The organism is Neptuniibacter sp. CAU 1671 (assembly GCF_029222905.1).
Lineage (GTDB): Bacteria > Pseudomonadota > Gammaproteobacteria > Pseudomonadales > Balneatricaceae > Neptuniibacter.
The window spans coordinates 95,985-113,135 of record NZ_JARHUE010000002.1 but is presented as its reverse complement, the minus strand read 5'-3'; the positions used below and the strand labels follow the sequence as shown (position 1 = coordinate 113,135).

The following is a 17,151-nucleotide window of genomic DNA, read 5'->3' as shown; positions in this document are numbered from 1 at the left end:
GCTTTTTACATTACTGCGGCTCGTTTTCAGCCGATCCATTACTGGCCTCTGACTGAACCTCGATATCCAGTTTATCCACCCGCTGATATCCCCTTGGCAGGCGGTTACCCCGGCGGCCGCGCTCACCCTTGTAATGTTCAAGGTCAGCGCCTTTCAGACGCAGGAACTGCTTGCCTGAGTAGACCAGCAGCGCATCATCCGGCCCCAGAATCGCCTGCGCGACCACAATTTCATCACCGGAAGCCGCCCGTGCAGACGGGATATTGATGATCTTGTTGCCTTTACCACGGGAGAGTTCCGGCAGTTCCGCCACCGGGAACAGCAACAACCGGCCCTCATTGGTCACAGACGCAATCAACTGGGTCGTTTTATCCTGCACCGTCAATGGAGGTAACACCAACGCGTTTTTCGGCAGAGTCAGTGCCGCCTTACCATTTTTGGTTTTACTGGTCAGTTCACCCAACTGGGTGACAAAACCGTACCCCGCATTCGAGGCCAGCAGCAGGTAATCGGATTCTTTACCGGATAGCGCCCCCTCAATGGTGGCACCCTTCGGCATACTGATTTTACCGGTTATAGGCTCGCCCTGTCCCCGGGCAGAGGGCAGGTTATGGGTATCAAGGGTATAACTGCGACCGGTACTGTCGAGCAGCAGCGTGGGCTGGTTTGCCCGGGCCTTGCAGGCGAGTTTAAAGCCATCGCCGGATTTGTAACTGAGTCCTTCCGCATCAATATCATGCCCCTTGGCAGAACGGATCCAGCCCTGTTTTGATACCACAACCGTCACCGGTTCAGCGGTCAGCAGGTCTTTTTCACTGAACGCCTGCGCTTCTTCACGCGCCACGATTGGAGAGCGACGGTCATCACCATACTGCTCAGCATCCGCAGTGAGTTCCTCTTTAATCAGGTCACGCATCGCTTCATCTGAACCCAGAATGTCCTGCAGCTTTTTGCGCTCCAGCTCGAGTTCGTCCTGCTCGCCGCGAATCTTGATCTCTTCCAGTTTGGCCAAATGGCGCAGTTTCAGATCAAGGATCGCATCAGCCTGCACCGCCGTGAGCTCAAACCGGTTCATCAACTCCTGCTTGGGATTGTCTTCATGGCGGATAATCGCAATCACCTCATCAATATTAAGGTAGGCGGTCATCAAACCTTCCAGAATATGCAGGCGTTCCAGCACCTTATCCAGACGGTGCTGGAGACGCTTGCGCACAACGCCGGTACGCCAGCTCAGCCATTCAGTCAAAATCCGACGCAGATCCTTGACCTGCGGCCGCCCGTCGATACCGATCATGTTCATATTCACACGATAGGTACGTTCCAGATCGGTTGAGGCAAACAGATGCGCCATCAGCTGCTCGATATCGACCCGGTTTGAGCGCGGCACAATCACCAGACGGGTCGGATTTTCATGGTCTGACTCATCCCGCAGATCACTCACCATCGGCAGTTTTTTCTGCTGCATCTGGGCGGCAATCTGTTCCAGCACCTTGGCCCCAGATACCTGGTGCGGCAACGCGGTGACGATAATATCGCCCTCTTCGCGCATATACACGGCGCGCATCCGCACCGAACCACGGCCGGTTTCATAGAGTTTTTTCAGATCCGCCCGAGGTGTAATGATCTCTGCCTCGGTAGGCATATCCGGCCCCGGCACAAATTCACAGAGCTGATCCAGATCAGCATCCGGATTGTCCAGCAGATGGATACAGGCGCGGGTCACTTCACGCAGGTTATGCGGCGGAATATCCGTTGCCATGCCCACCGCGATTCCCGTAGTGCCATTGAGCAACACATTGGGCAGACGCGCGGGCAGAATGGCAGGTTCGCGAAGGGTACCGTCAAAGTTGGGCAGCCAGTCCACTGTTCCTTGCCCCACCTCAGCCAGAAGCACATCGGCATAAGGCGCCAGTCTTGATTCGGTGTAACGCATCGCTGCAAAGGATTTCGGATCATCCGGCGAACCCCAGTTACCCTGACCATCCACCAGCGGATAGCGGTAACTGAAGGGCTGCGCCATCAGCACCATCGCTTCATAACAGGCGGAATCACCATGAGGGTGGAACTTACCCAGCACATCACCCACGGTACGGGCTGACTTTTTGTATTTGGCTGTCGCTTTCAGCCCCAGCTCAGACATCGCATACACAATCCGGCGCTGCACCGGTTTCATGCCATCGCCAATATGCGGCAGGGCACGGTCAAGAATCACGTACATGGAGTAATCCAGATACGCTTTCTCGGTAAAGTCCTTCAGCGACAGGCGTTCCGTTTCGCCTTCAAAGGTGGTTTGCATTGTCATCGTTTATCTTCACCATTCGCTTAGCGCTGCCATATCACAGCGTTACAAAAATAGGGTCGCATCAATTGAAAACAGCCACTGCTCAGTTTCACGGCCGTTAAACAACGTGGGCACCTGCCCGCCAAAGGGTTTGCCATCACCCCGATAAGTGTCATACCGCAGTTCCGGACGAATACGTAACCAGGGCTGTGGGTACCAGGACAGGTTCGCCGTCCAGGCGCGGTACTCACCCGCAGGCAGCAGAAAGAATGCCCCCTGCGGGTCTTTCAGTTCTTCTAATCTCATGGCCGCCTGCAAACCCGGTTGCAGTTGCCGGATCAAACTCAGATTCCAGCCATACCACTCGCTGGTTTCTACGATCAGAAAGCCGGGCGGGTTATGGCTGTCTGCCAGCACATCCCCGCCTTCCTGACGACCGTAGACGGTATTAAACACGCCTCGCCAGGTTTTCTTCTCACCAAACTGATGGCTGACCGTCAGAGAATGAAACTGTCGGAACAGATCTTTGCTCTGACTGCTGACTGCGATAAAAGGCGCCTGATCACTGATGCCATGCTCTGACTGTTCATTGCCCCAGATACTCTCAAGATCAACCCAGGTTGCCATATCAGGGCTACGCCACTGCAGCGCCGTGATCAGGCTTTTATCGCTGTTATTGTCCTGCAGGTTGTTCCAGCCCTTTACCAGACCTAACTCAACACCCCACAGTCCATAGGTTTTATCCACCGGCAATCGGGTCGACAACAGGCCGCCAAAGTGTTTGGTCGGGCCATACATAAACGCATAGGCATGGCTGTAAAACGGGCTCGGCGGATCAATCGGCGCACCGATCTCATTGCCAATATTGGTAAACCAGGTGCCGAACTGAAACGTGGTACCACCTCCCCAGGGCGCATAGGCGGTAACGAACCATTGCGGCAGGATAGCTACCCGTTTTTTATCTTCATTCAGGCCCAGCTCGTCATCAAAACCATAGGTACGGCTGAAATCCTCACCGTACCGCCCCTGCACCAGAAACCCCCAGTCCCAGTCCCGGTAAGTACCACCGGGGAAAGGCCCTATGCGGGGGCGCACCCGACTGTTCAGGGGTTTTTCGATCAGCACCTCTGCCCGGTTCAGGACAAAGCCGTCATGCAGATTGAGAAAACCTGAGGGGAAGACGTTGTCCCCTCCCAGATCAGAGGCGATCAGTCCGCTCTGCACGCGGGCTGAAATATCAATATGGTGCTCTTGCCACAGATCACGGTCGACAAAGAGCTGGTAAAACCAGCCCTTGGGTTGTGCTGCCTGTACCGAACCGGAAACCAGCAGCACCAGTAGCAGCGCGGCTGCTTTATACATCCGCCAGATTACCCTTGCTTTCCAGCCACTCCTTGCGATCGGAGGAGCGTTTTTTGGCCAGCAGCATATCCATCATTTCGTTGGTTCCATCACCCGCTTCGATCATCAGTTGTACCAGCCGACGGGTATCAGGCGACATGGTGGTTTCACGCAATTGCATCGGGTTCATCTCACCCAGACCCTTAAAGCGCTGCACACCAATCTTGGCGTTGGAGCGTTCGGCCCGGATGCGCTCCATGATGCCATCGCGTTCGGCATCATCCAGCGCGTAATACACCTCTTTCGCCACATCGATACGGTACAGCGGCGGCATCGCCACATAGACATGACCTGCCGCCACCAGCGGGCGGAAATGACGCACAAACAGCGCACAGAGCAGGGTTGCGATGTGCAGCCCGTCGGAATCCGCATCCGCCAGAATGCAGACCTTGCCGTAGCGCAGGCCTGTCAGATCATCAGATCCCGGCTCAACACCGATCGCCACCGATATATCGTGGATCTCCTGAGAACCCAGCACCTCGCCCGGGTCCACCTCCCAGGTATTAAGAATCTTACCGCGCAGCGGCATGATCGCCTGAAACTCGCGGTCACGGGCCTGCTTGGCAGAACCACCCGCGGAGTCACCCTCCACCAGAAACAGCTCTGACCGCATGGTATCGCCACCGGAGCAGTCCGCCAGTTTCCCCGGCAGGGCAGGACCGGACGTCACCTTCTTGCGCACTACCTTACGGTTAGAGCGCAGGCGTTTCTGAGCGTTGCTGATCACCACTTCGGCGAGTTTTTCGCCCTCTTCCACATGTTTGTTGAGCCAGAGGGAAAACGCATCCTTGATGGCGCCGGTGATAAACGCAGCGATCTGGCGCGAAGAGAGACGCTCCTTGGTCTGACCGGCGAACTGCGGATCACGCATCTTGGCAGAGAGGATATAGCAGCAGCGGTCCCAGATATCGTCACCGGTGAGTTTTACGCCACGCGGCAGCAGATTACGGAATTCGCAGAACTCTCGCATCGCTTCCAGCAAGCCAGTACGGAAACCATTTACATGGGTACCGCCCTGTGCCGTGGGAATCAGGTTAACGTAACTTTCGCAGGTCATCTCGCCGCCTTCCGGCAGCCACTGCACCGCCCACTCGACAGCGTCCTCTTCACCCTGCAGTGACCCGGTAAAAGGTTCAGCCGGCACGGTTTCATAAACCTGAGTGGTACCCTTGAGGTAGTCAACCAGACCGTCCTCGTAATACCACTCCTCTTTTTCCCGCTGGGCGCCTGTAAGATCGGTGAAGGTGACTTTCAGACCCGGGCAGAGTACCGCCTTGGCCCGCAGGTTATGTTTCAGGCGGGAAACACTGAATTTATGGCTATCGAAGTAACCCGGGTCGGGCAGAAAGCGCACGGTGGTACCGGTATTACGTTTGCCACAGGTATCGATCACTTCAAGTTCTGAGACCTTTTCGCCATCAGCAAAACCGATCCGGTACACCTGCCCGTCGCGGCGCACCTGCACCTCCAGCAGTTTGGAGAGCGCATTCACCACTGAGACCCCCACCCCGTGCAGACCACCGGAGTAGGTGTAGTTATCATTACTGAACTTGCCCCCGGCATGCAGTTTGGTCAGGATCAGTTCCACACCGCTGACTCCCTGCTCCGGATGAATATCCACCGGCATACCACGTCCGTCATCGGACACGGTCAGGGACTGATCTTTATTCAGAATGACATCGATCTGGCTGGCATGTCCCGCCAGCGCCTCATCCACCGAGTTATCAATGACTTCCTGCGCCAGATGGTTAGGGCGGTCCGTTTCGGTATACATGCCTGGGCGTCGTCTGACGGGCTCCAGGCCGCTGAGAACTTCTATGGCTTCCGCGTTGTATTGCTTCGACATCGAGTGCGGTTCCTGTCAACTGGTAGGGTAAAGGGGTGTAACCGGCGGTAACTCAAGCCGGCCTTCGGCAAACGCCAGGATTGCCGGTATCAACTGTTCAAACTGTTCAAAGCCATGACTGCCTCCGGGCTGCACAAACTGAGGCGAATCAGCAAACATTGCCACCGCATCCCGGTAGTCGAGCGTTTCATCCCCGGTCTGGGTCAGCAACAGGTAACGGGTCGGGTCAGCGATCTGTGCTGTTTTCAACTGCAGTAACTGCAGCAGATGCCCCTCGGTTAACTGATACACCTGACCGGAATAAAGATTTCTGTTTTCACCCAGATAGGCAGGCAGCAATTCATGTGGGTTCACCGCCGGATTGATAAGCACCGTGCGCACATGCGGGTAATGCTCAGTTAACCAGGTGCTGTAAAACCCTCCTAGCGAACTGCCCAGCAATATCACGGCACGATCCCAGTGCCGTTCAACCTCCGCCTGAAGCGTACGTATTGCCTCTCTGGGCCAATGCGACAGCTCCGGTATCGCCACCTGCTCAGCCCGGCCCAAGCGCTGCATATATTGCAGAAAAAGCTGCGCTTTCATCGACTGAGGCGAGCTGTTAAAGCCATGAACATAAATAAAAAAAGGTGCGGTCATAACCTAGGGAAAATATCGGTAAGCGCAGCGCAAGTCCAGTCTCTGATAGGATGCCGCGAACCCTGAAACAATGATTTGCTCACTCATTGAACAGATGGGTGACAGAGACCTCAATATGCCCCTCTGGCCAGAGCCGGTAGTGACTGTATGCCGGTGCGGCCAGAACAGGGTCCGGCTCATCTTCCGGAGCTTCGGTGCCGGCTTTATATTGCGGCGCTGTCGCCGGGGAACAAAACAGTTTTACCGGACCACGGTTTTCATCCCGGCGCTGATGCAGATGACCAAATACCACACCTCGCACCTGAGAAGATCCGTCAATGATCTGCCAGAAAGCCTCAGGATTGCCCAGCGAGATCCGGTCCTGCCAGACACTCTGTACCGGTATCGGGTTGTGATGCAGAGCAACCAGGCAATGTTTTGACCCCGCTGATGCCAGCTGCTGCTCCAGAAACAAAAGCTCTGTTGCAGCCAGAGAGCCACCACCAATGCCATTAGGTTCTGATGTGCTATCGAGCAGAATAATACGCCAGTGATCAAAGTCGATTTGCTTCCGACTAAGGGCAGGAAATCCAGCCATCGCATCGGGCAGATCATGGTTGCCAGGAATCCAGCAGGCTGGATACGGCAGTGGCGCCACCGCTTCCGCCAGACGCGTATAGGCAGACGGCGCATGGTGAGTCAGATCACCTGTCAGCAGCAATAAGTCGGCACTGAGGGATTGAATGGCAGCCAGCGCCTGCAGAAAACGCGCTTCGGCATCCGCATCTCTGCGTAACGTACCCGGTTGTTCAGGCAGGTGCAGATCGGTCAGTTGTAACAGATTGATGGGGGTTGCTTCAGCCACTGAACACCGGTTCTGCACAGTGTCCGTGTTGCAGGCACTCGCTGAGCCATTCACCCAGGTGTTGATTCAGCTGCGCTTTTTCGTCCGGCTGATGCATCTGCCGGTTGGGGTAAGGATAAGCGCCTGAAAGCTGTTTACGTTGCAGGCAGACCACTTCCGCCATGGCCGCATCATGATAGAGCCTGACCACCATAGCCGGGGCTGCCAGCCACGGCAGGTCGGAGGCAAAACGGTGTCTGACCACAACCGTTGAGGTGTAACGGAAACGTTCATCGACACGGATCTCAAGCTCCGCCTGATGATTCTGCCAGCTGATCTGAAAATTGCGCACATCACGACGATCCAGATCAGGCATCAGCTTCATGATCCGGGCGTAGTTAGTTTCGCAAATCGCCATCTGGCGGCTCAAATCAGGTACATACTTACGTTTCATCATTCTCCCCGTTAGCCGGGTGATCGCCCCACTGCTGACGCAAGCGCGTCTGATTCAGTTGCAGCCATTGCAGGGCAATAATGGCTGGCGAATTATAGATCTTACCATTAGACACTAATGCAAAGGCATCTGCAGCATCCAGCAGATGCACCCGAATATCCTCTCCCTCATGCGCCAGACCAAAGTCACCGCCTAACGGACGACTGTCCACTCTGGCGCAATAGAGGTCAATATACTCACGTGTCGCACCGGAACTCGGTACATAACGGATAATATGCTCCAGCGGACCAAGCGCTGCACCCGCCTCTTCTACCGCTTCCCGCTGTGCGACCTGCTCCGGGGTTTCGCCCGCTTCAACAATGCCGGCCACCAGCTCCAGCATCCATGGGCCATCAGGGTGTTCCAGTGCACCAACACGAAACTGTTCAATCAGCACCACCCGATCCAGCGCCGGGTCATACAACAGCACACAGACCGCATCATCCCGGTAAAATAGCTCACGCCGAATACTGATCTCACCACCGGCAAAGGTTCTGTGCTGCAAAGTCAGGCGAAGCATGCGGAAGAAACCCTGATAAAGTGTTTCTTCTGTTTCCAGTCGATAGTCGGTGCTGCTGAAAGTGGGTGACCAGTGCTGCTCTGCCATATACGCCCCTGCTTGCCAAAGCTTCACTATAGCATGACCGATTGAAGCAGAAGGGGCTTAGTTAAATCAATGGCTCGCACGACGGCGATCAATGAACAGGAAACTACCTGACTGTCGTTTCGCCTCTTTTTTCGCCATGGCAGCCAGCTCCGCCACCTCGTTATGGTTCTGAGAGCGGTAGGGATCTGGATGCACCACCCCAACTGCGAGCCCCATCACCGGGAAAAACGCCTGCTGACCACCGCGCTCCTGGCCAATAATTCCACCCTGCATCAGGTCAGCTGGCTGATAATAATCACAAATGATTTCATCAAAAGAATGCAGCACCTGTTCACACTGCTTTTGCCAGTCATGACTGCCAAAGATCACAACGAAATCATCACCACCAATATGTCCGATAAAGTTGTCATTGCAGGCCGTATATTTCACCAGCAGCTCACCTACCATTCGGATAACCTGATCGCCTTTGGCATACCCATATGAGTCATTGAAGGGTTTAAAGTTATTCAGATCAAAATAGGCAACCCGAAAATCCAACACCTGCTGCAGCCGGCGATCGATCTCCCGCTGCAAAGGCACATTACCGGGAAGCAGTGTGAGGGGGTTGGCATGATGGGCATTCTGCACTTTCAGTTCTGTAATCTGCTTCAGCAGATCACGAATGTATCCCACGCCAAGATAGAGACCGTCCTGCACGATCACCAGCTCCTGCTGTAGATCACCAATATCCTGATTGGTGATCTTTTGCGACACATCCGCCAACGACTGGCTACTTTCCGCTACGATGATATCCCGTCGCATGATGCGGGATACCAGTTTCTTCTCGTTCAGTGCCCGACCATAAGGCGTCGAGAACAGCTCAAGCAGATCACTTCTGCGCACAATTCCCAGTGGCCGTTGCTGTTTCAGCACCGGTAACACAGTCAGGCCCGAATGAGTGTGAAACAGCTCCGATGCCGTCAGCAGGCTGTCCTCTGGCTTGAGTGCCGGCGCCGCCCGCAGCAGTGAAAAAGCCGTCATGCCGGTGTTGTCTGAAAAACGCTCAACCACTTCCTGCGGCGGCAATTCGGGTGGCTGCCATTCCGTTTGGGGTTGCGGCATGGGACGCCCCAGCAGAAAACCCTGCCCCAGAGAAATACCCAGGCTCTGTAACGCGCGGATTTCTGCGGGACGTTCAATGCCTTCAGCAATCACCTGACAGCCCATGACCTGACTGATATTACAGATCGCCCGGACAAACTCACATTTCACCGGATCACGGTCCACCCGGGTAATGAAGTGGCGGTCAATCTTGACGTAATCCGGACAGATATCAGACCAGAGCTTTAGCCCGGAGTAACCTGCACCCAGATCATCAATCGCAATTTTAAAACCCATCCTGCGATAATGTTCAACGGCATTGCGGGTCAGACCCTGGTGATCAAACGGATGCTGTTCCGACAGTTCAATCACTATGTCTTCAACTTCCAGATTCAGTTGCCGCAGCAGATTCTCGGTAAACCCCTGCTGATGATCCTTGTTGCTGAGCAGAGAGGCACTGACATTCAGAAACAGCTTGCCGCCCGGTTTCAGCTCGGCAAATTTGGCCAGGCTGCATTTGCGGGATAACAGCTCAAGCTCATGCAGCAAACCATGCTTAATGGCCGTAGTGAACAAAGCCCCCGGCATCTCAAGCGGATGCCCGGCGGGCCCCCTGATCAGGGCTTCATGACCCAGAATCCGGTTTTGACTGAGGTTTACAATGGGTTGAAAGTGAGGAAAAAGGGTTTCGTTTTGCAGTAAATCACGCAGCAATCCATAGCTGATATCCATGTCCTGTTGCATGGTCGTTGAGTTCATACAGTTGAGCCTACTACGCTTGAAGAACAATTAGCGGCAAGTGTATGAAGCTTTTACGACTATTCTGTGACAGCCCTGACAGCAAACTGCCTTAACAGCTGAATTTCATCGGCCCAGATGGTTTCATCGATGGTCTCCAGCACCAATGGAATGCCTCTGAAACGATCATCCGCCATCAGAAAACGAAACACCTCCAGCCCTATCTCACCCTGCCCGAGACTGTGATGGCGATCCAGACGGGAGTTCAAACCACCTTTTGAATCATTAAGATGCATACCACAGAGGTACTCAAAGCCGACGGTGTCAGAAAAGTCGCTGAATACCTCCGCACAGGACTCAGCGGTTCGCAGATCATAGCCAGCTGCAAACAGATGACAGGTATCCAGACAGACGCCAACCCGGGTTTTATCCTCCACCTGATCAATAATCTCAGCGATCTGGGCAAAGCTATGACCCAGGTTACTGCCCTGTCCGGCGGTGTTTTCTATCACGGCAGTGACACCTTCGGTTTGATCCAGCGCCAGGTTAATCGACTTCGCAATCCGCGTCAGGCACTCCGATTCACTGATCTCCCGCAGATGACTGCCGGGATGGAAATTCAGATAACACAGGCCAAGCTGCGCACAGCGTTCCAGCTCATCCACAAACGCAAGACGGGATTTTTCCAGCGCTTCGTTATCAGGGTGACCAAGATTGATCAGATAGGAATCATGCGGCAGTACCTGTTCCGCACTGATACCTGCCGCGGCACAGTTCTCACGAAACGCATCAATGCTTTTCGGGTCCAGCGGTTTCGCCTCCCAGCGGCGCTGATTTTTAGTGAATAGCGCAAAAGCATTTGCGCCAATCGCCCGGGCATTCAGCGGTGCATTCTGCACCCCGCCACTGGCACTGACATGGGCACCGACATAATAGGATTTTAACTCAGACATCACTTCTCACAACTCAGGTATCACACAACCACTAGAGGGGTTGCAGGTAATCCAGCAACAACTGCACCGTCCGCTGTCCGCGAAACTCATTTACATCCAACCGATAAACAACCCTGACCCGATTCACAGAGGTGTTGGGCCATAACTCCATATCGGCATTAAACTGGATCGCATCCAGAGCCAGACCGGTTTGTGGTTCCATCAGGACCATTTTCAGATGGCGCTGACCCACAATCCGCTGCTGCAGCAGAGAGAACTCACCCTCAAACAGCGGCTCTGGAAACTGGTGCCCCCAGGGACCGGCCTCCCGCAGCAACTGCGCCAGTTCCATGTTCAGTTCATCGGCCTTTAAACGACCATCGGTCAACAGGATCTGCTCCAGTGCTTCCGGCGCCAACACCCGCTGCACCTCATCAGCAAAGGCCTGCTGAAACAAAGCAAGATCAACCTCCCGGATGGTCAGACCTGCCGCCATGGCGTGGCCGCCAAACTTGCAAAGCAGATCCGGATAACGCGCTGCGATCGCATCCAGTCCATCCCGGATATGAAAGCCGGGGATGGACCGGGCCGACCCCTTCAACTGACCGGCATCACCGGGCGCAAACGCTATCACCGGACGGTGTACCTGATCCTTGATCCTTGAGGCCAGAATGCCGATCACACCCTGATGCCACTCCTCGCTGTAAAGCGCCAACCCATAGGGTAGATCGGTATCGGACAACTGCAGTTGTTGCAGTAGTTGCAACGCCTGCTGCTGCATCTCCTGCTCAATCCCTTTCCGCTCCTGATTCAGATTATCCAGCATCTGCGCCAGTTCTCGGGCCACCGCATCATCTTCACTGAGCAGGCATTCAATGCCGATCGACATATCTTCCAGTCGCCCGGCCGCATTCAACCGTGGCGCCACTGCAAAGCCAAGATCACTGGCATTCAGTTTGGCCAGCTGACGTCCAGACAACTCAATCAGCGCACGAATGCCGGGTCGACAGTGCCCGGCCCGAATTCGCTGCAAACCCTGATGCACCAGCACCCGGTTGTTCTGCTCCAGCGCCACCACATCCGCCACGGTCCCCAGCGCCACCAGATCCAGCAAGCTGGCCAGATTGGGCACCGCAATGCCCCGCTGTTCAAACCAGTCCTGCTGCTGCAGCGCACGACGCAGAGCGATCAGCAGATAAAACACCACCCCTACGCCACAGGTGGACTTAGCCACAAACTCACAGCCCGGCTGATTGGGATTAACAATGGCACAGGCGTCCGGCAGCACACTGCCCGGCAGATGGTGGTCGGTGATGATCACATCTACACCCGCGGCATTGGCCGCCGCCACTCCTTCAATACTGGAGATGCCGTTATCCACCGTGATCAGCAGGTCCGGTTTATCGTGCAGAGCTTCAGCAACGATCTCAGGGCTGAGGCCGTAGCCATACTCAAAACGGTTAGGCACCAGATAACTGACCTTGGCTGCCCCCATCTGCCGCAGCGCCAGCAGCATAACCGCCGTACTGGTGGCACCGTCGCAATCAAAATCACCGACAATCAGAATCGATTCGCCGACATGCAGGGCATGTTTCAACCGTTCCACCGCCTGATCAAGACCTTTCATCTGCTGATCCGGCAATAACTGGGTCAGGTTGCGGCCCAACCCCTCAAGATCGGTGACACCACGACTGGCGTAAATCCGTGCCAATACCCCATGAATCTGGTTAAAAATCGGTAAAGAACGATCGGGCTCAGGGCGTTGACTGATTCGGACAGTTTTCATGGTTGCTCAGGTGCCGGTGCAGGAAAAAAGGTATCGGTATAACCGGACAGATAGTAAGCCAGTAACCCCACCCACTCACGCACGGCCGTATTCAGATCGGCCATATTCTGATTCATAAGCGGCCTGATCCGGTCACTGGTTGACCGATAATCCACGGGATAGGCGACCACCTGCCAGCCCGCTTTCTGAAACACGCCTACGGAGCGCGGCATATGAAACGCGGAGGTCACCAACAGCCAGGGGCCTGTAGACTGATCCGGAACCAGGTCACCACTGAGAATCGCATTTTCCCGGGTATTACGTGACTGACGTTCGATCAATACCCGATCTTCGAGCCCCTGTTCCTGAAGCCACTGCTGCACCACATCGCCACCTTTAAACGCCTGCTGTAACACTGAACCGGAGCCACCAGTAAAGATCACCGGCAGATCGGGGTACTGCTGCATCAGCGCGGGTAATACCATCAGCCGTTCTGCGCCTTCGTTAAACTGCGGCTGCTGGTGCAAATAGCTCTCTTCAGCATCCTCACCGCCACCCAGCACAATGATGCCAGCCAGATTGTCAGGCAGTTCAGTCGGTTGCACAAAGCGCTGCTCAAGCGGTCTCAGCAGCAGATTACCCAGCGGATAAAAAGCCATCACACCCTGACCCACTACCGCCAGTAACAACAGCAGAAAGCCGATACGACGACGACAGAAAATGAGAGCAAACAGTGTCACCAGCCAGAGAAAATGATCCGGCGAGATCACAAACCAGAGGGCTTTGGAGAGGTAAAAAAACAGATCCTGCATGCTGACGTCCTGTGCTTCAGTGACAAAAAACCCGACAACAGGGTCGGGCTTTTGTTATAGCAGACTGGCGGTCAGGCTCAAGCAGTATGAACGTGAGACGCCATAAAGCCCTGTACCTGAGCCAAATCATTGGCCAGTACTTCGTAGCGCTCTTCACGCTCAAACAGATCCGCCATATGCGGTGGTAACTGTGGTGATTCCAGACCGGCTTTGACCACCGGATCAGGGAATTTCACCGGATGCGCAGTCGCCAGGGTTACCATCGGCACAGAGCTGTCACGGTTACATTCACGTGCCGCTTTAACACCAATCGCGGTATGCGGATCCAGCAGATATTCGGTTTCAGCAAACACCTGCTTGATCACTTCACATGTGGTTTCATCATCTACCGCACAGCTGTCAAACAGTTCACGCACCTGATCCCAGTTACCATCGCCCAGTGAAACCGGACCCGCTTTGAAGTCATCCATCAGTTTGCTGATCGCAGCGCCATCACGGCCATAAACATCAAACAAAAGACGCTCAAAGTTGGAGCTGACCATGATGTCCATCGACGGTGACAGGGTATGTACCAGCTCACCTTTGGACATATCATTGCCGGAGATGACACGGTGCAGAATATCGTTGCGGTTGGTCGCGACCACCAGCTGCTGGATCGGCAGACCCATCTGTTTGGCCAGATAACCCGCAAAAATATCACCGAAGTTACCGGTTGGTACGGAGAAAGAGATCGGACGGTGCGGACCACCCAGCGCCAGCGCAGCAGAGAAGTAGTAAACGATCTGCGCCATGATGCGCGCCCAGTTGATCGAGTTGACCGCTCCCAGTTTCAGACCCTTCAGGAAACCCTGATCGGCAAAGCTGTCTTTGACCATCTGCTGACAGTCATCAAAATTACCCTGCAGGGCGATATTGAACACATTATCCTTGATCAGGGTGGTCATCTGACGACGCTGAACTTCAGACACGCGCTGGTAAGGATGCAGGATAAAGATATCCAGGTGGTTACTGTGGTAGCAGCCTTCAATCGCCGCAGAGCCGGTGTCACCGGAGGTCGCACCCATGATCACCAGACGTTCGTTGCGTTTGGTGAGGGCGTAATCCATCAGACGGCCCAGCAACTGCAGTGCAAAGTCCTTGAATGCCAGGGTCGGGCCATGAAACAGTTCCAGCACCCACTCATTGGTGCCCAGCTCTTTCAGCGGCGCCACAGCAATGTGGTTAAAACCGGCATAGGTTTCATCCAGCATCTGCTTCAGGTCTGCATCAGGTACACAATCGGACACAAACGGCTTGATGATTTTAAACGCCAGCTCGTTGTATGGCAGACCCGCCCAGGAAGCGATCTCCTCCCGGCTGAAACTTGGCAGGGTTTCCGGCACATAGAGGCCACCATCACTGGCCAGACCCGCCAGCAATACCTCTTCAAAATTCATCACCGGAGCTTTACCCCGGGTGGAAATATATTTCACTGAATCACTCCTGCTTAAGCGGTGAAATGTTCAACACGGATCCGGGTCAGCTGACCGTTGATCTCTTCCAGTGCTTCAATGCGAGCAATCGCTTCATTCATCTTCTGCTCCAGCACACGCTGGGTCAGAATGATCACCGGAACCTGATACTCTTTGGTCTCTTTCTGGATAATGGCTTCAATGTTGATGCCCTCCTCACCCAGAATGGTGCTGACTTTGGCCAGCACGCCCGGTTTTTCGACCGCGTTCATACGCAGGTAAAACGCACTTTCTGTCTGCTGAATCGGCAGTACAGGCACATCAGACAGCGCAGAAGGCTGAAACGCCAGATGCGGCACACGGTTATCCCGATCAGCTGTAAGAGTACGTACCACATCGATAACGTCAGACACGACAGCAGAGGCGGTTGGCTCAGCACCGGCACCGGCACCGTAGTAAAGTGTCTGACCGACAGCATCACCGTCCACCATCACCGCGTTCATCACGCCATTCACGTTGGCAATCAGGGCAGACTGAGGGATCAGGGTTGGGTGCACACGCAATTCAATGCCTTCTGCCGCGTTGCGGCTGATACCCAGGTGTTTAATCCGGTAGCCCAGCTCTTCAGCATACTGCACATCTTCACGGGTAATCTGGCTGATGCCTTCGGTGTAGGCTTTTTCAAACTGCAATGGGATACCAAACGCCAGCGAGGCCAGAATGGTCAGCTTATGCGCAGCATCAATACCTTCAACGTCAAAGGTCGGGTCGGCTTCGGCATAACCCAGCGCCTGCGCTTCTTTCAGGACATCGTCAAAATCACGGCCTTTTTCACGCATCTCGGTCATGATGAAGTTGCCGGTACCGTTGATGATACCTGCCAGCCAGTTGATGCGGTTAGAGGCCAGACCTTCACGGATCGCCTTGATAATCGGGATACCACCGGCAACTGAGGCTTCGAACGCCACCATCACGTTTTTCTTCTGAGCCGCCTCGAAGATTTCGTTGCCATGCACAGCAATCAGTGCCTTGTTGGCCGTGACCACGTGTTTGCCATTTTCAATGGCAGTCATCACCAGCTGAAGGGCCACGTCATAACCACCGATCAGTTCGACAACGATATCGATTTCAGGGTTGCTGGCCACTTCAAAGATATCCGCAGTGATCTGGGTGCCTTTGGTGTCACAAGCCGGGTTTTCATGCCGGGTACCAATCTGCTCAACAATGATCTGACGACCCGCGCGGCGCGCGATCTCTTCGGCGTTACGTTTCAGAACATTGAATGTGCCGCCACCGACTGTTCCCAGTCCGCAGATTCCCACTTTTACCGGTTTCAACTGTGCACCTCACCTTTTCGTTGGACGTTTTGATCGACGAAACAACGGGTTTTACCCGCAGCACAAAACTAAGTCGCGCATTATAGCGAAAAGCGTTTTACGACTCTATGCAATTAGCGATATTGCAGGTGATTGAGAATAGCAGAGAGAGGAGAGAAGGCGGGCGATGCAGCAACAGATGCTGCGCATCGCCCTGAGGCTGCAACCGCCACTCCGGCTCGAGGCCGGGACACGGTCGCGGCAAACGGTTACTCAGTGATACCCAGAATTTTTGCCATGTTAGCTGCAGGCAGGTATCCAGGTACCAATGTACCATCTTCAAGAACGGTAGCCGGTGTGCCGGTCACACCGACATCCTGTCCCAGATGATATTGTGCCTGAACCGGGTTAACACAAGTTGCAGCGGGCAGTTTAGCACCCGCTTTCACATCTGTCAGGGCAGACTGACGTGCTTCACCCTCAGCACACCAGATAGAGACCATCTGATTGAAAGTTGGGCTGCCCTCACCTTTGCGCGGAAACGCCAGATAACGCACTTTCACACCCATCTCATTCAGCTTGGGCACTTCCTGATGCAGCTTGCGGCAGTAAGGGCAGTCAACATCGGTGAAGACATCAATGGTTGCTTTGACTTCGCCTTTAGGCGCGAAAACCACAGTATCTTTATCGGCCACTTGCGCCATCAATTCCCGACGGCTGGTTTTGCGCTGCTGTTCAGTCAGATTTACGAAACCCTGATCTTTACTGAACCGGTAGAGCTGACCGATCAGAAAATACTCACCCTGCGCATTCGAGTAGAGAACATCCCCGGTGGAGAGTGTGACTTCAAACATCCCCTCCATCGGCGCGTCCTTTACCGACTGTACTTCAATCCGAGTATCCACCTGTTGCAGATTCTGCGTGATACGCTGGACGACATCCTCATCTACTGCCCAGACCATTCCGG

General features: G+C 54.5%; 14 protein-coding genes. All 14 read right to left on the bottom strand.

Annotated elements, in window-relative coordinates:
- Nucleotides 1–10 precede the first annotated feature (10 nt).
- On the bottom strand, nt 11–2,302 hold the full coding sequence (gene parC, locus P2G53_RS04480) for a DNA topoisomerase IV subunit A (RefSeq protein WP_275814427.1): 2,292 nt from the start codon (nt 2,300–2,302) through the stop codon (nt 11–13).
- Nucleotides 2,303–2,344: 42 nt separating this feature from the next.
- The gene (locus tag P2G53_RS04475; RefSeq protein WP_275814425.1) at nt 2,345–3,643 is read right to left on the bottom strand and encodes an outer membrane beta-barrel protein; all 1,299 of its coding nucleotides are present in this window, start codon (nt 3,641–3,643) and stop codon (nt 2,345–2,347) included.
- The gene (gene parE / locus P2G53_RS04470) at nt 3,636–5,528 is read right to left on the bottom strand and encodes a DNA topoisomerase IV subunit B (RefSeq protein ID WP_275814422.1); all 1,893 of its coding nucleotides are present in this window, start codon (nt 5,526–5,528) and stop codon (nt 3,636–3,638) included. Before parE ends, P2G53_RS04475 begins: the two co-directional genes overlap by 8 nt.
- A gap of 15 nt (nt 5,529–5,543) precedes the next feature.
- Nucleotides 5,544–6,167 carry a YqiA/YcfP family alpha/beta fold hydrolase gene (locus P2G53_RS04465; RefSeq protein ID WP_275814419.1) on the bottom strand — a complete coding sequence of 208 codons (624 nt, stop codon included), beginning with the start codon at nt 6,165–6,167 and terminating at the stop codon, nt 5,544–5,546.
- A gap of 79 nt (nt 6,168–6,246) precedes the next feature.
- Entirely contained in the window at nt 6,247–7,011 is a 765-nt protein-coding gene (locus P2G53_RS04460; protein ID WP_275814416.1) for a metallophosphoesterase, read from the bottom strand.
- Nucleotides 7,004–7,444, bottom strand: a complete 441-nt coding sequence (locus P2G53_RS04455; protein WP_275814413.1) for a DUF1249 domain-containing protein — start codon at nt 7,442–7,444, stop codon at nt 7,004–7,006. Before P2G53_RS04455 ends, P2G53_RS04460 begins: the two co-directional genes overlap by 8 nt.
- Entirely contained in the window at nt 7,434–8,090 is a 657-nt protein-coding gene (locus tag P2G53_RS04450; protein WP_275814410.1) for an NUDIX domain-containing protein, read from the bottom strand. The genes P2G53_RS04455 and P2G53_RS04450 overlap by 11 nt, the downstream gene beginning before the upstream one ends.
- Before the next feature lie 66 nt (nt 8,091–8,156).
- Nucleotides 8,157–9,929 (bottom strand): bifunctional diguanylate cyclase/phosphodiesterase, encoded by a 1,773-nt coding sequence (locus P2G53_RS04445; RefSeq protein ID WP_275814407.1) that lies wholly within the window; start codon nt 9,927–9,929, stop codon nt 8,157–8,159.
- A 59-nt stretch (nt 9,930–9,988) separates the two neighbouring features.
- Complete coding sequence (gene nfo / locus P2G53_RS04440; protein ID WP_275814404.1) at nt 9,989–10,861, bottom strand: deoxyribonuclease IV; 873 nt, start codon at nt 10,859–10,861, stop codon at nt 9,989–9,991.
- A 31-nt stretch (nt 10,862–10,892) separates the two neighbouring features.
- The gene (gene recJ / locus P2G53_RS04435; RefSeq protein ID WP_275814401.1) at nt 10,893–12,626 is read right to left on the bottom strand and encodes a single-stranded-DNA-specific exonuclease RecJ; all 1,734 of its coding nucleotides are present in this window, start codon (nt 12,624–12,626) and stop codon (nt 10,893–10,895) included.
- Nucleotides 12,623–13,417 (bottom strand): YdcF family protein, encoded by a 795-nt coding sequence (locus tag P2G53_RS04430; RefSeq protein WP_275814398.1) that lies wholly within the window; start codon nt 13,415–13,417, stop codon nt 12,623–12,625. The genes recJ and P2G53_RS04430 overlap by 4 nt, the downstream gene beginning before the upstream one ends.
- A gap of 77 nt (nt 13,418–13,494) precedes the next feature.
- Nucleotides 13,495–14,889, bottom strand: a complete 1,395-nt coding sequence (thrC, locus tag P2G53_RS04425; RefSeq protein ID WP_275814394.1) for a threonine synthase — start codon at nt 14,887–14,889, stop codon at nt 13,495–13,497.
- 14 nt (nt 14,890–14,903) lie between these two features.
- Complete coding sequence (locus P2G53_RS04420; RefSeq protein ID WP_275814391.1) at nt 14,904–16,205, bottom strand: homoserine dehydrogenase; 1,302 nt, start codon at nt 16,203–16,205, stop codon at nt 14,904–14,906.
- 248 nt (nt 16,206–16,453) lie between these two features.
- A complete protein-coding gene (locus tag P2G53_RS04415) occupies nt 16,454–17,146 on the bottom strand; it encodes a DsbC family protein (protein WP_275814389.1) in 693 nt (230 codons plus the stop codon).
- Between the last annotated feature and the right edge of the window lie 5 nt (nt 17,147–17,151).